This window comes from Photobacterium piscicola (assembly GCF_046058925.1).
Classification (GTDB): Bacteria; Pseudomonadota; Gammaproteobacteria; order Enterobacterales; family Vibrionaceae; genus Photobacterium; species Photobacterium piscicola.
Genome location: NZ_CP175534.1, coordinates 1,945,399 through 1,962,359, shown reverse-complemented (window position 1 = coordinate 1,962,359; position 16,961 = coordinate 1,945,399). Strand labels below are relative to the sequence as shown.

The 16,961-nt window shown below is 40.4% G+C and carries 13 protein-coding genes; 9 read left to right on the top strand and 4 right to left on the bottom strand.

Translation table 11 applies throughout. The features are described 5' to 3' along the window. Positions 1-126 precede the first annotated feature (126 nt). Positions 127-1,587 (top strand): sigma-54 dependent transcriptional regulator, encoded by a 1,461-nt coding sequence (locus tag ACJZU6_RS09405; RefSeq protein ID WP_080157392.1) that lies wholly within the window; start codon positions 127-129, stop codon positions 1,585-1,587. Between the two features lie 10 nt (positions 1,588-1,597). Next, complete coding sequence (locus ACJZU6_RS09400; protein ID WP_080157393.1) at positions 1,598-3,640, top strand: cache domain-containing protein; 2,043 nt, start codon at positions 1,598-1,600, stop codon at positions 3,638-3,640. A gap of 378 nt (positions 3,641-4,018) precedes the next feature. On the opposite strand, the gene ACJZU6_RS09395 is transcribed toward ACJZU6_RS09400, so the two are convergent. From ACJZU6_RS09395 to fdhD, 4 genes are all read right to left on the bottom strand, one after another. Further along, on the bottom strand, positions 4,019-5,653 hold the full coding sequence (locus tag ACJZU6_RS09395; protein WP_158258918.1) for a C45 family autoproteolytic acyltransferase/hydolase: 1,635 nt from the start codon (positions 5,651-5,653) through the stop codon (positions 4,019-4,021). Between the two features lie 297 nt (positions 5,654-5,950). Continuing rightward, complete coding sequence (pbpG, locus tag ACJZU6_RS09390; RefSeq protein WP_408900155.1) at positions 5,951-6,850, bottom strand: D-alanyl-D-alanine endopeptidase; 900 nt, start codon at positions 6,848-6,850, stop codon at positions 5,951-5,953. 424 nt (positions 6,851-7,274) lie between these two features. After that, positions 7,275-8,186 (bottom strand): helix-turn-helix transcriptional regulator, encoded by a 912-nt coding sequence (locus ACJZU6_RS09385; protein WP_080157396.1) that lies wholly within the window; start codon positions 8,184-8,186, stop codon positions 7,275-7,277. Continuing rightward, on the bottom strand, positions 8,186-9,031 hold the full coding sequence (gene fdhD, locus ACJZU6_RS09380) for a formate dehydrogenase accessory sulfurtransferase FdhD (protein WP_080157397.1): 846 nt from the start codon (positions 9,029-9,031) through the stop codon (positions 8,186-8,188). Before fdhD ends, ACJZU6_RS09385 begins: the two co-directional genes overlap by 1 nt. A 263-nt stretch (positions 9,032-9,294) precedes the next feature. On the opposite strand from fdhD, the gene ACJZU6_RS09375 reads away from it, so the two are divergent. From ACJZU6_RS09375 to fdh3B, 7 genes are all read left to right on the top strand, one after another. Beyond that, on the top strand, positions 9,295-9,786 hold the full coding sequence (locus ACJZU6_RS09375) for a DUF3305 domain-containing protein (RefSeq protein WP_080157398.1): 492 nt from the start codon (positions 9,295-9,297) through the stop codon (positions 9,784-9,786). Continuing rightward, entirely contained in the window at positions 9,776-10,501 is a 726-nt protein-coding gene (locus ACJZU6_RS09370) for a DUF3306 domain-containing protein (RefSeq protein WP_158258919.1), read from the top strand. The genes ACJZU6_RS09375 and ACJZU6_RS09370 overlap by 11 nt, the downstream gene beginning before the upstream one ends. A 294-nt stretch (positions 10,502-10,795) precedes the next feature. Beyond that, positions 10,796-12,505 carry a 4Fe-4S binding protein gene (locus ACJZU6_RS09365; RefSeq protein ID WP_408900154.1) on the top strand — a complete coding sequence of 570 codons (1,710 nt, stop codon included), beginning with the start codon at positions 10,796-10,798 and terminating at the stop codon, positions 12,503-12,505. Positions 12,506-12,514: 9 nt separating this feature from the next. After that, the gene (locus ACJZU6_RS09360; protein ID WP_080157404.1) at positions 12,515-13,132 is read left to right on the top strand and encodes a molecular chaperone; all 618 of its coding nucleotides are present in this window, start codon (positions 12,515-12,517) and stop codon (positions 13,130-13,132) included. Positions 13,133-13,198: 66 nt separating this feature from the next. Next, positions 13,199-13,396 (top strand): twin-arginine translocation signal domain-containing protein, encoded by a 198-nt coding sequence (locus ACJZU6_RS09355; protein ID WP_080157406.1) that lies wholly within the window; start codon positions 13,199-13,201, stop codon positions 13,394-13,396. A 12-nt stretch (positions 13,397-13,408) separates the two neighbouring features. After that, the gene (locus ACJZU6_RS09350; RefSeq protein ID WP_327766402.1) at positions 13,409-16,267 is read left to right on the top strand and encodes a formate dehydrogenase subunit alpha; all 2,859 of its coding nucleotides are present in this window, start codon (positions 13,409-13,411) and stop codon (positions 16,265-16,267) included. A gap of 11 nt (positions 16,268-16,278) precedes the next feature. Continuing rightward, positions 16,279-16,896, top strand: a complete 618-nt coding sequence (gene fdh3B, locus ACJZU6_RS09345; protein ID WP_045030423.1) for a formate dehydrogenase FDH3 subunit beta — start codon at positions 16,279-16,281, stop codon at positions 16,894-16,896. Positions 16,897-16,961: the final 65 nt, after the last annotated feature.

The window sequence follows — 16,961 nt, the reverse complement described above, 5'->3', positions numbered from 1 at the left end:
ATATATTACTTAAAATAGGTTAAAGGTAACCGAAATTATACCGAATGATAAAACAATTTTGACTTAATGATTCATAGTGAGACAAAATGTCGCAAATTTTGGTTTGGTTAAAATGTCTCGGTATCTATGTCTGATTTTAGTTTGTCTTCATCTTGGACCGCAGTTTCTGTATTAGTGGTTGATGATGAACCAGGAATGCGTACGATTTTAAAGAAAGCCTTAAGTAAAAAATTTGCTCAAGTAGATACCGCAGGAAGTATTGAAGAAGCTGAAGAAATTCGTAAACGCTGCCATTTTGATTTGTTAATTGTTGATATTAACTTACCCGGCCGTTCTGGTATTGAATGGCATGAAGCGTTTGATCCGACAACCCGTCGTAGTGATGTGATTTTTATGACCGGTTATGCTGATTTAGAAATGGCAATTCAAGCCCTACGTGCTGGTGCGTCTGACTTTATTCTAAAACCCTTCAATCTTGATCAAATGATGCAGTCGGTTAATCGTTGTATTGAACGTCGATTAGTGGAACGACAAAATTTCGCATTACAACGTGACGTTGAGCGTAGTTATCCCGTCAATATCATTGGTGATGCGCCTGCAACACAACAAATGAAAAAACTGATTGCCCAAGTTGCACCATCGATTGCTGCGGTTTTAGTCGAAGGTGAGTCGGGGACGGGTAAAGAATTGGTCGCTCGCGCATTACACCAGTTAAGTAAGCGTACTGGACCTTTTGTACCTATTAACTGTGGCGCTATTGCGCCTGAACTTTTAGAGAGTGAGCTGTTTGGTCATGTCTCCGGTGCATTTACTGGCGCAAAGAAAAGCCGCGAAGGTCTGTTTCGTGTCGCTAATAATGGCACATTGTTTCTAGATGAAATTGGTGAAATGCCATTAGCAATGCAGTCATCATTGCTACGCGCACTAGAGCAAAAAGCCATTCGTCCTGTTGGATCTGAGCGAGAAATTCAAATTGATGTTCGTATCGTTGCTGCAACAAACCGTAATTTGAAACTTGAGGTAGAAGAAGGCCGTTTTCGTCGAGATTTATATTATCGATTAAATGTTTTAACTATTGATTTGCCATCATTACGTGAACGTGTGGAAGATATTCCGTCATTAACCCATCATTTTACGCTACAACTATCAAAAGACTTGGGTATGAAAGCCATCAGTTGGACTCATGAAGATATTTTAGCAATGCAAGCCTATTCATGGCCCGGCAATATTCGTGAACTTCGAAATATGATGGAACGGTGTATTTTATTGGGTAAGCCGCCTGCTGATTATTGGCGTGAATTACAAGGTGATGCATTACCTGTTGCTATTACAAATGAGCAAGGGGTGACGGGAGAAGAGCTTGAACTTAATAGCGCTCATCCTCAACGACCCTGTCAATGCCATGAGGACGGAGAAGATCAATATTGTTATCCCGTTACATGGACATTAAAAGAAGTTGAAAAAGCACATATTATGCAAGTTGTTGATGCCAGTGACGGTAATAAATCAGCAGCAGCTCGCCAACTCGGTGTGGCAAGAAAAACATTAGAGCGCAAATACAAAGAATGGACAGAAGAATTACAATGAAATTAATACTATGAAAGCAAAAGCATTTGTTTTGATGTGGTTACGACGATTTCAGACCATGGTGCGCTATCGGTTATTAGTGCTGACTTCTGTGCCTATTTTTCTGACATTATTGACCTTAATTGCCATTACTTTTTACTGGACGATAACCTACACTTGGCAAAATGCATTAATGAATGTAAGAGCCGATTTAGCCGTTGCGCACCATAGTATGGTATTGCTTAAAAAAGAGCAGCGAATGGAACTACAAGCCTTTGCTAACTCTTACGACTTTCAACGTCGATTACGTTTTAATGAAGTAACACTACTCGATTGGGTTCGTCAGCAAAATAAACATTATCAATTAGATTTTGTGGTGTTGCATCCTGTGAGTAAATTGAATCGATTTTCAAGCCAAGAGCAGACGTTGTTACTATCAGGTAAAGAACAAACGTTTTTTCAAGTATTAGACAGTGCTGAACTTTATGATTTAAATCCCAATTTGCCAGCCAAAGCGCAATTACCCTTACTTACAGAAGGCACGATTGAGCAAAAAGGTCTGATTAGCCGTAGCTTGGTGCCTATTTTTAATCAACAAGGCGATCTTAAGTGGATTTTAGATGGCGGTATCTTATTAAACAATAGCACCTCGCTGGTGGATCGTATTCGTGATTTGGTTTATGCCGAAGGCACTTTGCCAAATGGTAGCCTTGGTACTGTTACCTTATTCATGGGGGATGTGCGGATTAGTACTAATGTACCATTAGACAGTGCCAACCTTATTGGTCGAGCCGTGGGAACGCGTGTTTCTGAAGACGTTAAACAACATGTCTTACAGCAAGGACAAACGTTTGTTGATCGCGCCTTTGTATATGATAGTTGGTATGTTTCTGCTTATGAGCCGTTACATGCAAATGACGGTAAAGTCGTTGGCATGCTTTATACTGGTTATTTACAGTGGCCCCTCATTTACCGCCACTTAACTAATATTATTGAAATGAGTGTGAGTATCTTATTGGTACTGATATTTACCAGTGTCATTGTGTATCGAGGTTCGCGTGATTTGTTTTTACCGATTGAAAAAATCTATCAGGTTGCTAAAGCGGTACAAATGGGATTAAAGCGGCGGGTGGGAAAATTAGATCTATCAGAAGGGCATGAATTACAAATATTAGGTAAACAATTTGATTCTATGTTAGATCAATTAGAGCAACGTAACGGACTCATTAAACTGACCGCGATAGAACTCGAAGATAAAGTCGAACAGCGTACTCAGAGTTTACATCAGAAAACAGAAGAGCTAGAGCGCCACATTCAATTATTGCATCAAGCACGATCTAAGCTGGTGGCAACAGAAAAATTAGCCGCATTGGGCGAGTTAACCGCAGGTATTGCGCATGAAATTAATAATCCGACGGCAGTTATTTTGGGTAATATTGAATTAATTCAGCTAGAACTTGGTGATAATACGGCAGATGTTCAAGAAGAGCTGGCTGCCATTCACCTTCAAATTGATCGTATTCGTAATATCACTCGCAGTTTATTGCAATACAGCCGTCAAGGTGGTGTGCAAGATGAAGTGACATGGCATCACTTAAATTTGATTGTAGAAGAAAGCTTAACACTTGTACGCTCAGGTACTAAAAAGATGGATGTTCAATTTGAGGTTAACCTTGAAGCTAAATGCAGTGTTGAAGTCAATCGTCATCAATTATTGCAAGTGTTAGTTAATTTACAGATGAATGGTATCCATGCGATGGATGATAAAGGATTATTAAAGATAGCTACCGATGATTGGATTGATGAACAAGGTGAGGTGCGTGGAGCGATGGTGATTATTACCGATCATGGCTGCGGTATTTCAGCACTAAATATGAAACGTATTTTTGATCCTTTTTTCACTACTCGTCGTTCGGGGACGGGATTAGGTTTATCGGTCAGTCAGAGTATTGTGGCTAATGTCGGTGGAGAAATAACGGTTGATTCTGTAGAAGGTCAAGGTTCCACATTTACCGTATATCTTAAACATAAGAAAGAATCGCCCAGTGAACTGGATCTTCATGTGACAGCGTAACAAAAACCAGATTTATGAATAACAAAAAGCCCCTTGGTAACTGCTTGTTCATTGCAGTTACCAAGGGGCTTTTTTGTCGCGTTGTGTTTTTAGCTGATTGTAATATAAGCCATCGTTACATAATGGATAAACCAACGACAAGAAACAGTGATGCGGTAAGAGATATTCGGCTAATAAGCCCGAATGAGGAAGGGATAATCATTTCGGTATGCGGCATAGATACTCCTTTTGCTTGAAGACCCTTTAAAGCATAGCTTATATGTTTGTATCATATTGTTTTAATGTTTGATTTTTTCGATAAAATGAGAGTTAAAACAATAATCACGGTCATATTGAATCAAAAAGGTGATTAATGACCGCGATATGAGGTTCTATTAATTAGATAAATTTCATCTCTGTCCATGGTTCAGATGGGCGACTTAATAAATAACCTGATTGCCATCCCCATTGCTGGTGGGCTTTAATAAAGGCTTTTGCATCAAAGGGTGCGCCATTCGCACGACCAAAACGCGCATTGATGGTTAAGTTTTTAATATCATTGCTGTTGGCAACTTTACCATCAACAGAGCCTGCTGGTGTAAAGGGTACGTTCCATACTGCTGCTGGATCAGAGACATACGGTTGTGAATCTTTATCATACTCAGCACAAATATTACGTGATGATGCATCCATTTTATTTAGGTAGACATCATAAGTATCACCGAGCATTTTCTGACCTGTTGCCACATTAATTTTACCGTTGTATTTATGCATCAGTTGGATCCAACGTAAACGACGAGCACCTTCTTGTTGACGAATATCGTTGTAGTCAACATCAGAACCTTCAATATAGCGTAAACGTGGATCAACAGAGACGTTTTCGCCAGTGAAGTAGCCTGATTTTAATTCATTGAAGTATTGATAAACACGACCTTGACCAAACTTAGCAATATGGTTGTTATTAATATCACCGATGAGCCATGTGTTAGCATAACCACCATTGTTGCCTTTTTCTTCAAGCTTGATCCAACTATCAATGTTATTAGCATACTGACTTGCTTCACGAACTCGAATAAATTCAGGAGTGCCACCGGCTTTCCAATCCATCACGTTGGCTAATGTGGTTTCTACAACGGCAAGACCTGCGCCTGTTTCCCAGAAGTCGGTACCAGATTCAATCATACCAGGTGTTGTTTGGAAGGCCATTTTGTAACCTTTATCTGGTGTAATATCTAAAATGACGTTAGAAAATTGACCAGACCAGAAATCATTAAAGGTTTCGTGACCAATGACAATACCTTTATTATTTGTCGCAGTGCCTGTTGCGATAAAGGCACTGCAATTACCTTTAGCACCTTCAATGTTGGCACTGTTTTTACTTAGTTCAACATTATTGGTGTTCATTTCAGCTTTAGTATACGGGGCAGGGAATGCGGATGTATTAATTAAACCAGGATCAACCCACTTGGTATAATTATGCATCCCCACTGAAGGCCACCAGTAACCTGTAAGCTCAATCATGTCGTTCCATGTAATAATGTCAGCAAGAGTGACATGCAAACCTGCAGCATTTAAGCCTTTAGCAATACCTTCCATTTCTTGACGAAGTTCTACGGGAATCTTCCCTTTAGTTTGTTCTAATGCGGCTTTTTGCCATGCACTATAAGGCACACCTGTTGTTAGGTAGGTCATGCTCCAACTGTCTTTCCACGCTAATTTAAAATCAGGCGCGATAAGATAACCATATTGGAAACCACGATCAAAAGCGTTGCCTTTAATACCAACATGCCACCAGCCATTCTTTTTCACTAATTTAGCTTGATCAACAATTTTCTGTTGTTGCTCTGTTAATTTAGTTTGGTATAACGCCCCAGTCACAGGTGCTGTAATTTGCTCAAGTAATAGTTTGGGTGGATATTGAGTTAAATGTTGTGTTTCAGAAGCTGATGCGTTGGCATAGCTAACAGATGCAAGTGAGATAATACATGCAAGAATTGTCTTTTTACCGAGAGAGTGTTTCGAATGCATTTTCATAATTAACGGCTTTGATGAATATTGAATGAACAGAGCTATCATCCGCCTTTTTTATTGTTCAACAAGAGAGTAAACGATAGTCAATGTTTTATAAAATGTAAATGTAAGCTGCCATTTTTTAGGTGATTCTTATCGGTTAAAAATACAAAAATAGAAGGTTAATTTTTAATGATAACCAAATGATTTGGTTACTAATAGTGACTAAAGTGAGATGTTAAATTGCTAAATGTGGTGTATAAAAAAAGCCAGCATCTCAAATGCTGGCTTCTTACGTTATCAACTAACAATAATTATTAATTATTTGGTTAATTGTTTCAATTTTTGCTGCTGGTAGTATTTAGCATCAGCAGTAATTGATGTGCTCTTACCTGTTTGTAGCCATTGCTTTATACGGCCAGCATCACCAATTGGTGTCATTTTGCCTTGTGAATCAAGCATCACCATTAGGATCTTCTTACCATCAATCGTTGTTACCATCGCTAAACAACGACCAGCTTCATCAAGAAAGCCTGTTTTGCTTAGGTTAACGGTCCACTTTTTACCACGTACAAGCGCATTGGTATTAGTGTAGCCTAATTTATAACGTGGATTAGAAAAGTAAGCTGTATGTACTGCGCCATTGGTGCTGTAGTTACGAATGGCAGAGTACTTGTAAGCTGCGCGTACCATCTTAGCAACGTCTGATGCTGTTGAACGGTTTTTAGGGTTAAGACCTGAGCTATCAACAAAGTGAGTATTCGTCATACCGAGTGCTTTAGCTTTAGCATTCATAGCACGAATAAACGCGTTGTAACCACCTGGGTAGTTAGCCGCAAGTGCAGCAGCAGCTAAGTTTTCAGATGACATTAATGCAATGTGCATTGTCTCGCCACGGCTTAATTGTGAACCAATACGAACGCGAGAATATGTATTGTACATATGCTCTTTATCCGTTTTAGTGAACGTAATTTTTTGGTTAAGCGGTAACTTAGCGTCTAATGTCACCATCGCGGTCATTAGCTTTGTTAATGACGCGATAGGCATCACGACATTGGAATTTTTGCGATAAAGCGTTTTCCCTGAGCTTAGATCGATAACATAATTACTCACAGAAGCAGTCTGAAGATTACTTGGTTTGAGTTTACTGGTGTTGATACTTGCGAAAGAAGAAAAGCTGACACTTGCAAGTGTAAAAAATAAAATTAAAGCGTTGCGCACAATGGCTCCTTGGATCCCATTTAAGAGGGGAATAATTATCCTGATATTGTCATCTTTTCAATTGTGGTTAAGCAAGTCATGTTTGTGTAAATCCTATTTATAATAGATTATAAAAGCAGCAGTTAAACATAAGTTGCTAATGAAACAACATTCAATAAAATAATTGTTCGATATATTCATTGTGAAGGTGGTTTTATCGCATTTAATTACTTTTAATGATAATTGTAGATGGCAAGGATTCTTTCAAGAACACGTGTGATGAATGAACGTGTTGGTTATGAGTGCATTTTTACTGATGGTTATTGGTTTGCATGATAATTAGATGACTTTTTGTGCGTGACGCCTCTTGATGTGCTGTTATTAATGCAATCATTAAGATAAAGGCAAGGTCACCCGTTGATGACCTTACTTGGTAATGCTTAGATTAGTTAGCACTCCACACTTGTTGGCCCGTGCGAATAAAATTATAACCGCCTAGTTGATCGCCATGAGCCTGAATGTCACTCTTGGTTAATGACTGTAATAATTGTTGTTGTAGGGTACGGAAGTAAATATTTTTAGGGATCACCAGCTCAAATGCTTCGGTGCACAGTGGAATAAAGCCTAACCCAAATTCACCAGCGGTACTTTGGCTTGCACAACCAATATCTGCTTGCTCTCTAGCAATGGCTGAAGCTAACTCTCGTTCACTATTACAACAATCAACTTGATTAAGCATGGTCATGTTATACCCATGACCATGGATCCATTCCTCTAATGCTCGCATACTTCCAGCGCCTTGCTGACGTAAAGCCCAACGCCAACGAGGTGATAGTAATTCATGCAGTTGAATTGAACGGCTATTAACGGCATCCGCTAGATCTGGGCTTACGACTAAGCCTTGTTTACGCTCAAAGGCATGGACTAAGACCCAGTTTTTATGCCCTGGATATTGTTGTAATAAGGCCGGATGTCGCAAACTGGCTTCTTCTACATTACCCCAATGGATAGCACAGATATCAACATGACCTTTGCTTAACATCGCCAATCCTTGACGTGTGCCTGTTGAGGTATAACCGACAAGGGCCGTGCTGCCTAACTGGTTCGCCATTTTCCCCACCACACATTGCAGTAATGGATCATCAGAGCCAGCAATCAATAATCGGTCGGTTAATACGCCATTATGGCAAGATTCTAATAACCATTTATCCAGCATTGCCTTAGGAAAAAGCCATTTACCCGTTACTTTTGTTGCAGGCAATAGGCCGTCATTGGCTAAGGCATAAACCTTCTTTTCATTAAGGTCGAGATATTCGGCTACTAATTTGGCATTCATAAATTCAGGGAAATCAGCCATTATGCTTGGGTACCTTTACTCTCGTGGCCTTTAACATCAAGTTCTATATTGTCGCTACCGTTATAGATTTGAAAACGCAGCCCTTTAGCGCGAGCAATCATAGTAATACCAAGTTTCTTAGCAAGATCGTAACCCATTTGTGTCGCTCCAGAACGAGACAACAGTACAGGAATGCCCATTTGCGCGACTTTAATGACCATTTCAGAGGTTAAGCGACCTGTGGTGTAGAAAATCTTATCTTCACCTGTTTGTTGTTGCAGCCACATTTCACCGGCAAGGGTATCTACTGCGTTATGTCGGCCAACATCTTCTACAAACGATAAAATATCAGTGCCTTTACAGACGGCACAACCATGAACAGCACCTGCGGCTTTGTAGGTTTCATTATGATGAGTCAATGCTTCAAGTAAACCATATAGCAGCGATTGTTTAATTTGCGGTTGTGGCAGGGTTATACCTTCAAGCTTTTTCATTACATTGCCATACATCGTGCCTTGCCCACAGCCAGAGGTGACGGTTTTCTTTTCTAATTGCTGCGCTAAGTTTTCAGTATTTTCATGAGTTATAACAACCGCGGCATTGGTTTCCCAATCGATCATTACTGATTCAATAGCGCTAAGGTCATTAATAAAGCCTTGGTTTTTTAAATAGCCTAATACTAATGCGGATGGGCGCTCACCTAAGGTCATCAGTGTTACTACTTCAACCCAATTAAGGTACACCGTTAATGGATGCTCGCAGGCGATCTCTTTTGTTTGTGGATCACCATATTCATCAATAATTTCTACCGACATCGTCTGCTGCACTGTCGCTTTGGTTTTTATAATTTTAGGCAATGTCGCCATTTGAGATCCCTACATAATAATTGTGGTGTGTTTAATTATGGATACTGAAACCTAAATTAAGCAAAGATTGTTCCAATATTACTAACATTCACCAATCTATCGTTAATAGGCTGAGATTGATAAAAATGCGCACTTTTAATGTGGTTTCTTGTTATTGGTCTAATATTTGCTTATGTCTGCTTATTAAGTGAAATATCTCTTAACGTAAAAAGTGATTAAATAACAAGATAAAGGCGAAATAGAACCCGCCAGTAGGAGTGAATGTGCCAAAACAAGCAGAACTTGAATTAAAGAAAAATGAACATGTTTGGCCAATTAATTTTCGCTTACAAGCAGAAGAACGCCAAGTGGGTCGTTGGACAACTTATGCATGGACGATTGAAGACATTTGTTTGTATGAAGAAGATCTCGCCGTTGATATGACAATTGCTGATATAGGGGCTGGTAACTACATGATGCCTCTAGAACTTTTTCGTGATGAACGGATGGAATATCGATTTAACTTAAATTCACAGAGTCCGCATTTGTTCTTTATTTGTGCTGAAGAGAATGAGCAATTAAAACCTGTTTTAGTTACCGCAGCGCAAGGTGTAGCAGCTCGTTATATGGATGGTGATTATGTGGTTTTACATATTGATGTTCCATTAGCAATTCAAGCATGGATGGAAGCCTTTTTAGGTCGTCATGGGGAATTGTTTGAATTTAAACGTAAACGTGGCGGCGATAAGAAAAAAGGACGTTCAAGTGGCAACTAATTTCTTTCAGCGTTGGTCAAGCCGTAAGTTAACTCCTGTTGATAATACGGAACGTGCTATTTCGGAAACGATAACTGAAACGGTTGATGAGTCACTGACTCTTAATGCTATAGATACAACCGAAGAAGAAGTAACAAAGACCAGTGATCATGAACAAACATCAATTGTTCCCTCAGCAACGTCACCAAATGTTATAGCTGAAGAGCCTGTCATTGCATTGACGATTGATGACGCTGATAAAGTAACTTATGACTCAGGTGTTGCGTCATTTATGCAGCAACAAGTGACTAAGTCAGTGAAAAAGGCGGCATTACGAAAATTATTTCATTCTGAAGAATTTAACTATATCAGTGATATGGATGATAGCACTGAAGACTTCAGCAATATGCAAGGTTTAGCACCAGAAATTGCATCACAAATGCGGGGGTGGATAAATACGGTTACGGAGACGGCAACGGAAGCTCTCAAAGATGAGGGAATAACAGCATTAACATCAACGTCTGATCTTAATACGGTTGATTCTACGACTGTTGATGTAACAACAGCTGATTTGTCAGTTAATCATATAGCCATAGCCAGTAAGGATGACGAGGAGGATGGATTAGTTAATCACCTAGATACAACACATACCGATGAAGAGGCTTTCCCTACGGCTGATTTATCGTTAACACCGATTCTTAATTGTGACAATGAAAGTAATGAACAGAAATCCTAACGTAAAAAAATAAAAACGTTTGAGAATTATTAATACTAATCATAAAAACAGACTGGGACAAAAAGGGAAGATCAATAAAATCGTAAAGAGAGACAATTTGGCGCGTTAGTTCGCTACAAGTAAGACAAAATGTCTCATTAGTTGATTACGCAATATCGTCGTTATGATTTTAGTTCCTTTTAAGTCATTTTATTCCGTGAAAAGTTGGATCGGTTATTGCTCTATAGAGAGTAGAAGAAAAGTCATTATTTTCTAACGATACTGATTAGCGGTAGTGAGCAAACAGGAATAACAATGTTAAAAAGTACATTAAATGCATTTACTGATATTAATGGCGTCGCTCGTGCAACGGCCATTACAGGAACAGTAGAACTTGCCAATCTTATTCCGCCAACAGTGACGTATGAAAGTCGTGGTAATTTATTGATTATTGGTGACGCTGAACAATTACTTCAGGTTGCCGATCAATTTGTAGCACTAAACAGTGTGACGTTATTGGCGACAGATGCAAATACATGCGATACCAAAACATCACATACCTTGTATTACAGTCAAGCTATTACGGTAAAAGGATACCTTGGCGCATTTGATGTTCATTGTCGTATAGGACATGACGCGACAGCTCTTGATATTAATGCACTTGAAACGAACTTAGCCAAAATAGCTATTGGACGTCAATGCTTTGATATTGTGCTTGATATGACAGCAACTGGGGTTATGAATGTTGAAATTCCAGCTGCGGGTTATTATGCCGTTGGTCAAGCTTCTGCATCTCAAGCATCGGAAAAACGTGTTGCTGAAAAACTAGCGACGCTGGTGGATGAACTGCCAGCCATGATTGGTACTTTTGATAAGCCTAAATACTTTCGTCTAAATCCTGATCTTTGTGCACATTCATCACGAAGTGTAAAAGGCTGTGATCGTTGTATTGATGCATGTCCTGCGGGAGCATTAAGTTCTGATGGTATCGCTATTGCGATTGATCCTTACCTTTGTCAGGGGGTAGGAACATGTGCCACGGCATGTCCAACGGAAGCTATCAGTTATGCATTGCCAGATCCTCAAATCACTCAAAATTTTGTTCATAGTGTTTTAGCACGTTATAAGCAAGAAGGTGGTCAATCTCCAACACTGCTTCTTTATGGTGATCGTGATACCGCTGCTGTAACAAAGGCACTGGCGACATTACCTAGTTCTGTTATTACGATTGCATTAGAAGAACTGGCGACGGTTGGTATTGATACTTGGTTTAGTGCCTTAGCTTATGGTGCGCATCAAGTTCTATTGGCAACAAATACACAATATATCCCTGCAACGATTGATGCTGTTCTGACTAATGAATTAGCGATTGCTCAAAATTTCTTAACTGAATTGGGTTATGACGCTGATCGTATTTGTTTATTTGATTTTGCTGATAGTGCGAATTTTGAAGCTTATGAAGCTGCACTTATTACTCCGATTGAAACTGCACTAACAGGCACTAAGCGTGAAAAGCTATTTACTGTTTTGGAAGCACTTAATCAGACAAGTCCAGCGCAACCTACCCATTCGGCTGTAGCGGCTAATGCCCCTTATGGTTCTGTAACATGTAAGACAGATGATTGTACGTTATGTATGAGTTGTGTTGCTGTTTGTCCAACCCGAGCCTTACATGCCATTGGTGATCGCCCTGGATTATTATTTGTAGAACAAGATTGTATTCAATGTGGAATGTGTGAAACCGCATGTCCTGAGAAAGTTATAACACTTGAAGCCGGTTTTAATTGGGATTGGCAAGCGCGTAAAGCCGATGCTCTGATTCATGAAGAACCTGCTGCATGTTGTATTAGTTGTGGAAAGCCTTTTGCCCCAGCATCTATGGTGAAAATGTTGACCGAAAAACTTCAACGTCATTCACATTTTCAAGGAGAAGCGATTCGTCGTTTATCTATGTGTGAAGATTGCCGTGTTCGCGATATTTTTGAAAAGATGGAACAAGATCCACAAAGTCAGACAAGGGTATAAGGTCATTATATGGAAAACGCAGCTATGAATGCTCACACAAATCTTACTGATCAAGATGATTTGCTACGTATTGAAATTTATAACATGTTGGCACATCTATGTCGTCAAGCCCCTGAACAATCTGTGCTTGAATTTCTTGCAAATCTTGATGTTGATACGGCACAAACATTTCAACGTCAGACCATGGCTTCAGCTTGGCCTTTACTAAAACTAGCGGCTCAGAAAACAACATTATTGAGTGCTGAAGAAGAATATCAAGATGTATTTATTGGTATTGGCCGTGGGGAAGTTGTTCCATTTGGTTCATGGTATTTAACCGGTTCTTTAATGGAAATGCCTCTGGCTTATTTACGTCAAGACTTAAAACAAATGGGTTTTGAACGTGCTCAATCTGTGATTGAACCAGAAGATCATATATCTGCATTGCTAGAGGTTATGGCTATGCTGGTGGAAGGTGGCGATGAACACCTTCAACAGACATTTTTTAATCGTCATCTTGCACAATGGTGTGAAAAGTTTTGTACCGATTTAAAAGCGGCTAAGAGTGCTGTGTTTTATACCGCTGTCGGTGAATTAGCTTGGCAATTTTTGACAATAGAAAAGACCCGTTTTTTAGAGTCCCAGTAAAAAGATACTCGTGATAATAAAAAATCGACATTTGTTCATAAAAATGTCGATAGAGGAGCAAACGCAATGAGTGAGCAAAAAACAAATGATAGCCGTCGCCAATTGTTAAAAAACATTGGTTTAACTGTAGCGGCTGGCGCTGTAGTAGCAGGAACGACAACTGCCGTTCACGCTTCAACAACCGACACTGAAAAGAAAGATCCTAAAACAAAAAAAGGGTATCACGAAACCCAACATATTCGTGATTACTACAATACCCTATAAGCGGAGCCTGAAATGAAACTGACTAAACGTTCCGATAAAGTGAGCAAAGATGAAAACCAACTAGGTATTTCTCGTCGTTCTTTTATTCGTAATTCTTCTCTTGCTGCCGCTGGTGGTGTTGCTGGGGCAAGCCTTTTTGCGCCTGGTTTTATGCGCAAGGCGGAAGCTTTCCCTGAAGCCGATTACAACGCACCTAAAGTGGTTAAACGTACCATTTGTTCTCACTGTTCTGTAGGTTGTGGCATTTATGCTGAAACGCAAGATGGTGTATGGACCCATCAGGAACCCGCTTTCGATCATCCTTTTAACGCTGGTGGACATTGTGCAAAAGGGGCGGCATTACGTGAACATGGCCATGGTGCTAAACGCGTAAAATACCCAATGAAGCTGGTTAATGGTAAATGGAAAAAACTAAGCTGGGAGCAAGCATTAGATGAAGTTAGCCAGCAGGTACTTAAAATTCGTCAAGAATCTGGCCCTGATTCAGTTTACTTTTTAGGTTCAGCGAAACACAACAACGAACAAGCGTATTTGTTCCGTAAAATGGTGTCGTTATGGGGATCAAATAACGTTGATCACCAAGCACGTATTTGTCACTCAACCACGGTTGCAGGTGTTGCAAATACATGGGGCTACGGCGCAATGACCAACTCACTGAACGACATGCATAACTGTAAGTCGATTCTGTTTATTGGTTCTAACCCAGCCGAAGCTCATCCAGTAGCAATGCAGCATATTCTGATCGCTAAAGAAACTAACAGTTGTAAGATTGTGGTGGTTGATCCACGTCGTACACGTACAGCGGCAAAAGCTGATCACTATGTTTCTTTACGTCCTGGTACTGATGTTGCTTTTGTTTGGGGTGTGCTATATCACATCTTCAATAATGGTTGGGAAGACAAAGAATTTATTCGTCAACGTGTTTATGGCATGGAAGAAGTGCGTGAACAAGTGGCGAAGTGGAACCCGAAAGAAGTTGAACGCGTAACGGGTGTGCCTGAAGATCAAGTTTATCAAACGGCAAAAATGCTGTCTGAAAACCGTCCTGGCTGTGTTGTTTGGTGTATGGGTGGTACTCAACATACAACAGGTAATAACAACACTCGTGCTTACTGTATTCTTGAATTAGCCCTTGGCAACATGGGTAAATCAGGTGGTGGCGCAAACATTTTCCGTGGCCATGATAACGTTCAGGGTGCAACTGACTTTGGCGTGTTATCTGATAACTTACCGGGCTATTACGGTTTATCTGAAGGTGCTTGGAAGCATTGGGCTGAAGTATGGGACATTGATTACTCATGGCTACAAGGCCGTTTTGATCAAAATACCTATAACGGTAAAAAGCCAATGAACAGCGCAGGTATTCCTGTTTCTCGTTGGATCGATGGTGTTTTAGAAAACAAAGATAATATTGAACAACGCGATAATATTCGTGCGATGTTCTATTGGGGTCATGCTGTTAACTCACAGACGCGTGGTCCTGAAATGAAAACCGCGATGGGCAAGCTGGATATGATGGTGATCGTCGATCCATACCCGGGCGTTGCTGCAGTAATGAATGGCCGTACAGATAACGTTTATCTTTTCCCTGCAACTACGCAGTTTGAAACTTACGGTTCAGTAACGGCAACTAACCGTTCGATTCAGTGGCGTGATCAGGTAATTGAACCGTTGTTTGATGCTAAACCCGATCATGAAATCATGTACTTATTGACTAAGCGTTTGGGTTTCTCTGATCAATTATTCAAACACATTAAGGTTGAGAATAATAAGCCAAACATTGAAGACATTACTCGTGAATACAACAAGGGTATGTGGACAATTGGTTATACAGGTCAAAGCCCTGAGCGTTTGAAAGAGCATCAGAAAAACTGGGGTACGTTTGATTTTACGACGCTTGAAGCGGTTGGCGGACCAGCTAATGGTGAAACCTATGGTTTACCGTGGCCATGTTGGGGGACGCCAGAAATGAAGCACCCAGGCACACACATTCTTTATGATACCTCGAAAACAGTCGCAGAAGGTGGTGGTAATTTCCGTGCCCGTTTCGGTGTTGAGCGTAATGGTGTGAGCTTGTTGGCGGATGATAGTTATTCATTAGGCTGTGAGCTTGAAGATGGTTATCCAGAATTTACCGCGAAGATGCTAAAGCAACTGGGATGGTGGGATGATCTAACTGCAACTGAAAAAGTGGCAGCTGAAGGTAAAAACTGGAAGACAGACCTGTCTGGTGGTATTCAGCGTGTTGCGATTAAACACGGTTGTATTCCATTTGGTAACGCGAAAGCCCGTACTGTTGTATGGACCTTCCCTGATGCAGTACCTATTCACCGTGAGCCATTGTATACACCGCGTCGTGACTTATTGCCTGAGTACCAAACATGGGACGACAGCAAAGCGATGTTCCGTTTGCCAACACTTTATAAGTCTATTCAAGAGAAAGATGTATCTAAAGAATACCCAATTATTCTAACGTCTGGCCGCCTTGTTGAATATGAAGGTGGCGGTGAAGAAACACGTTCAAACCCGTGGCTTGCTGAGCTTCAAAAAGAAATGTTTGTTGAAATCAACCTTAAAGATGCCAACGATAGTGGTATTAAAGATGGTGAGATGGTGTGGGTTGAAGGTGCAGAAAAAGGCCGAATTAAAGTGAAGGCGATGGTAACACCACGTGTTCGTGAAGGATTGGCTTTCTTACCGTTCCACTTTGGTGGTGAATTTGAAGGTGTGAGTCTACGTGAGCATTACCCTGAAGGTTGTGCACCTTATGTTTCAGGTGAAGCGGCTAATACGGCAACAACGTATGGTTATGATCCTGTTACCCAAATGCAAGAAACCAAAGTTACTTTGTGTAAAATCACTAAAGCGTAAGGAGTCACCTGATGGCACGTATGAAATTTCTTTGTGACTCTAAGCGTTGTATTGAGTGCAATGGTTGTGTAACAGCTTGTAAAAATGCCAACTCAGAAGCGGTTGGTTGGGGTATTCAACGCCGTCGTGTTGTAACCTTAAACGACGGTCTTCCGGGAGAGACATCAATCTCTGTTGCTTGTATGCACTGTAGTGATGCGCCTTGTATGGCGGTATGTCCTGCTGATTGCTTTAGCCAAACAGAAGACGGCATTGTGCAGCACGATAAAGATTTATGTATCGGCTGTGGTTATTGCTTATTTGCTTGTCCATTTGGTGCGCCACAATTTCCTAAGCAAGATGCTTTTGCTGAGCGTGGCAAAATGGATAAGTGCACTTATTGTTCTGGTGGTCCAAATACTGAACCTGGTTCTGAAAAAGAACGTTTGCTTTATGGTGCAAACCGCATTGCAGAAGGTAAGTTACCAATGTGTGCTTCAATGTGTTCGACTAAATCATTACTTGCTGGTGATGCTGAAAAAATCTCTGAAATTTTCAGTAAGCGTGTTGTGGCTCGTGGTGCAAAAGATGCGGGTTGGGCAAGCACTGATGATTTAGCTTACGACGCAAGTAAAGTACGTAAAGCTTAATCATATTTAAATGGATTTAATGAGGAATGTTAAGTCCATTTATCGACGTGTGTAATAGTTAGGCA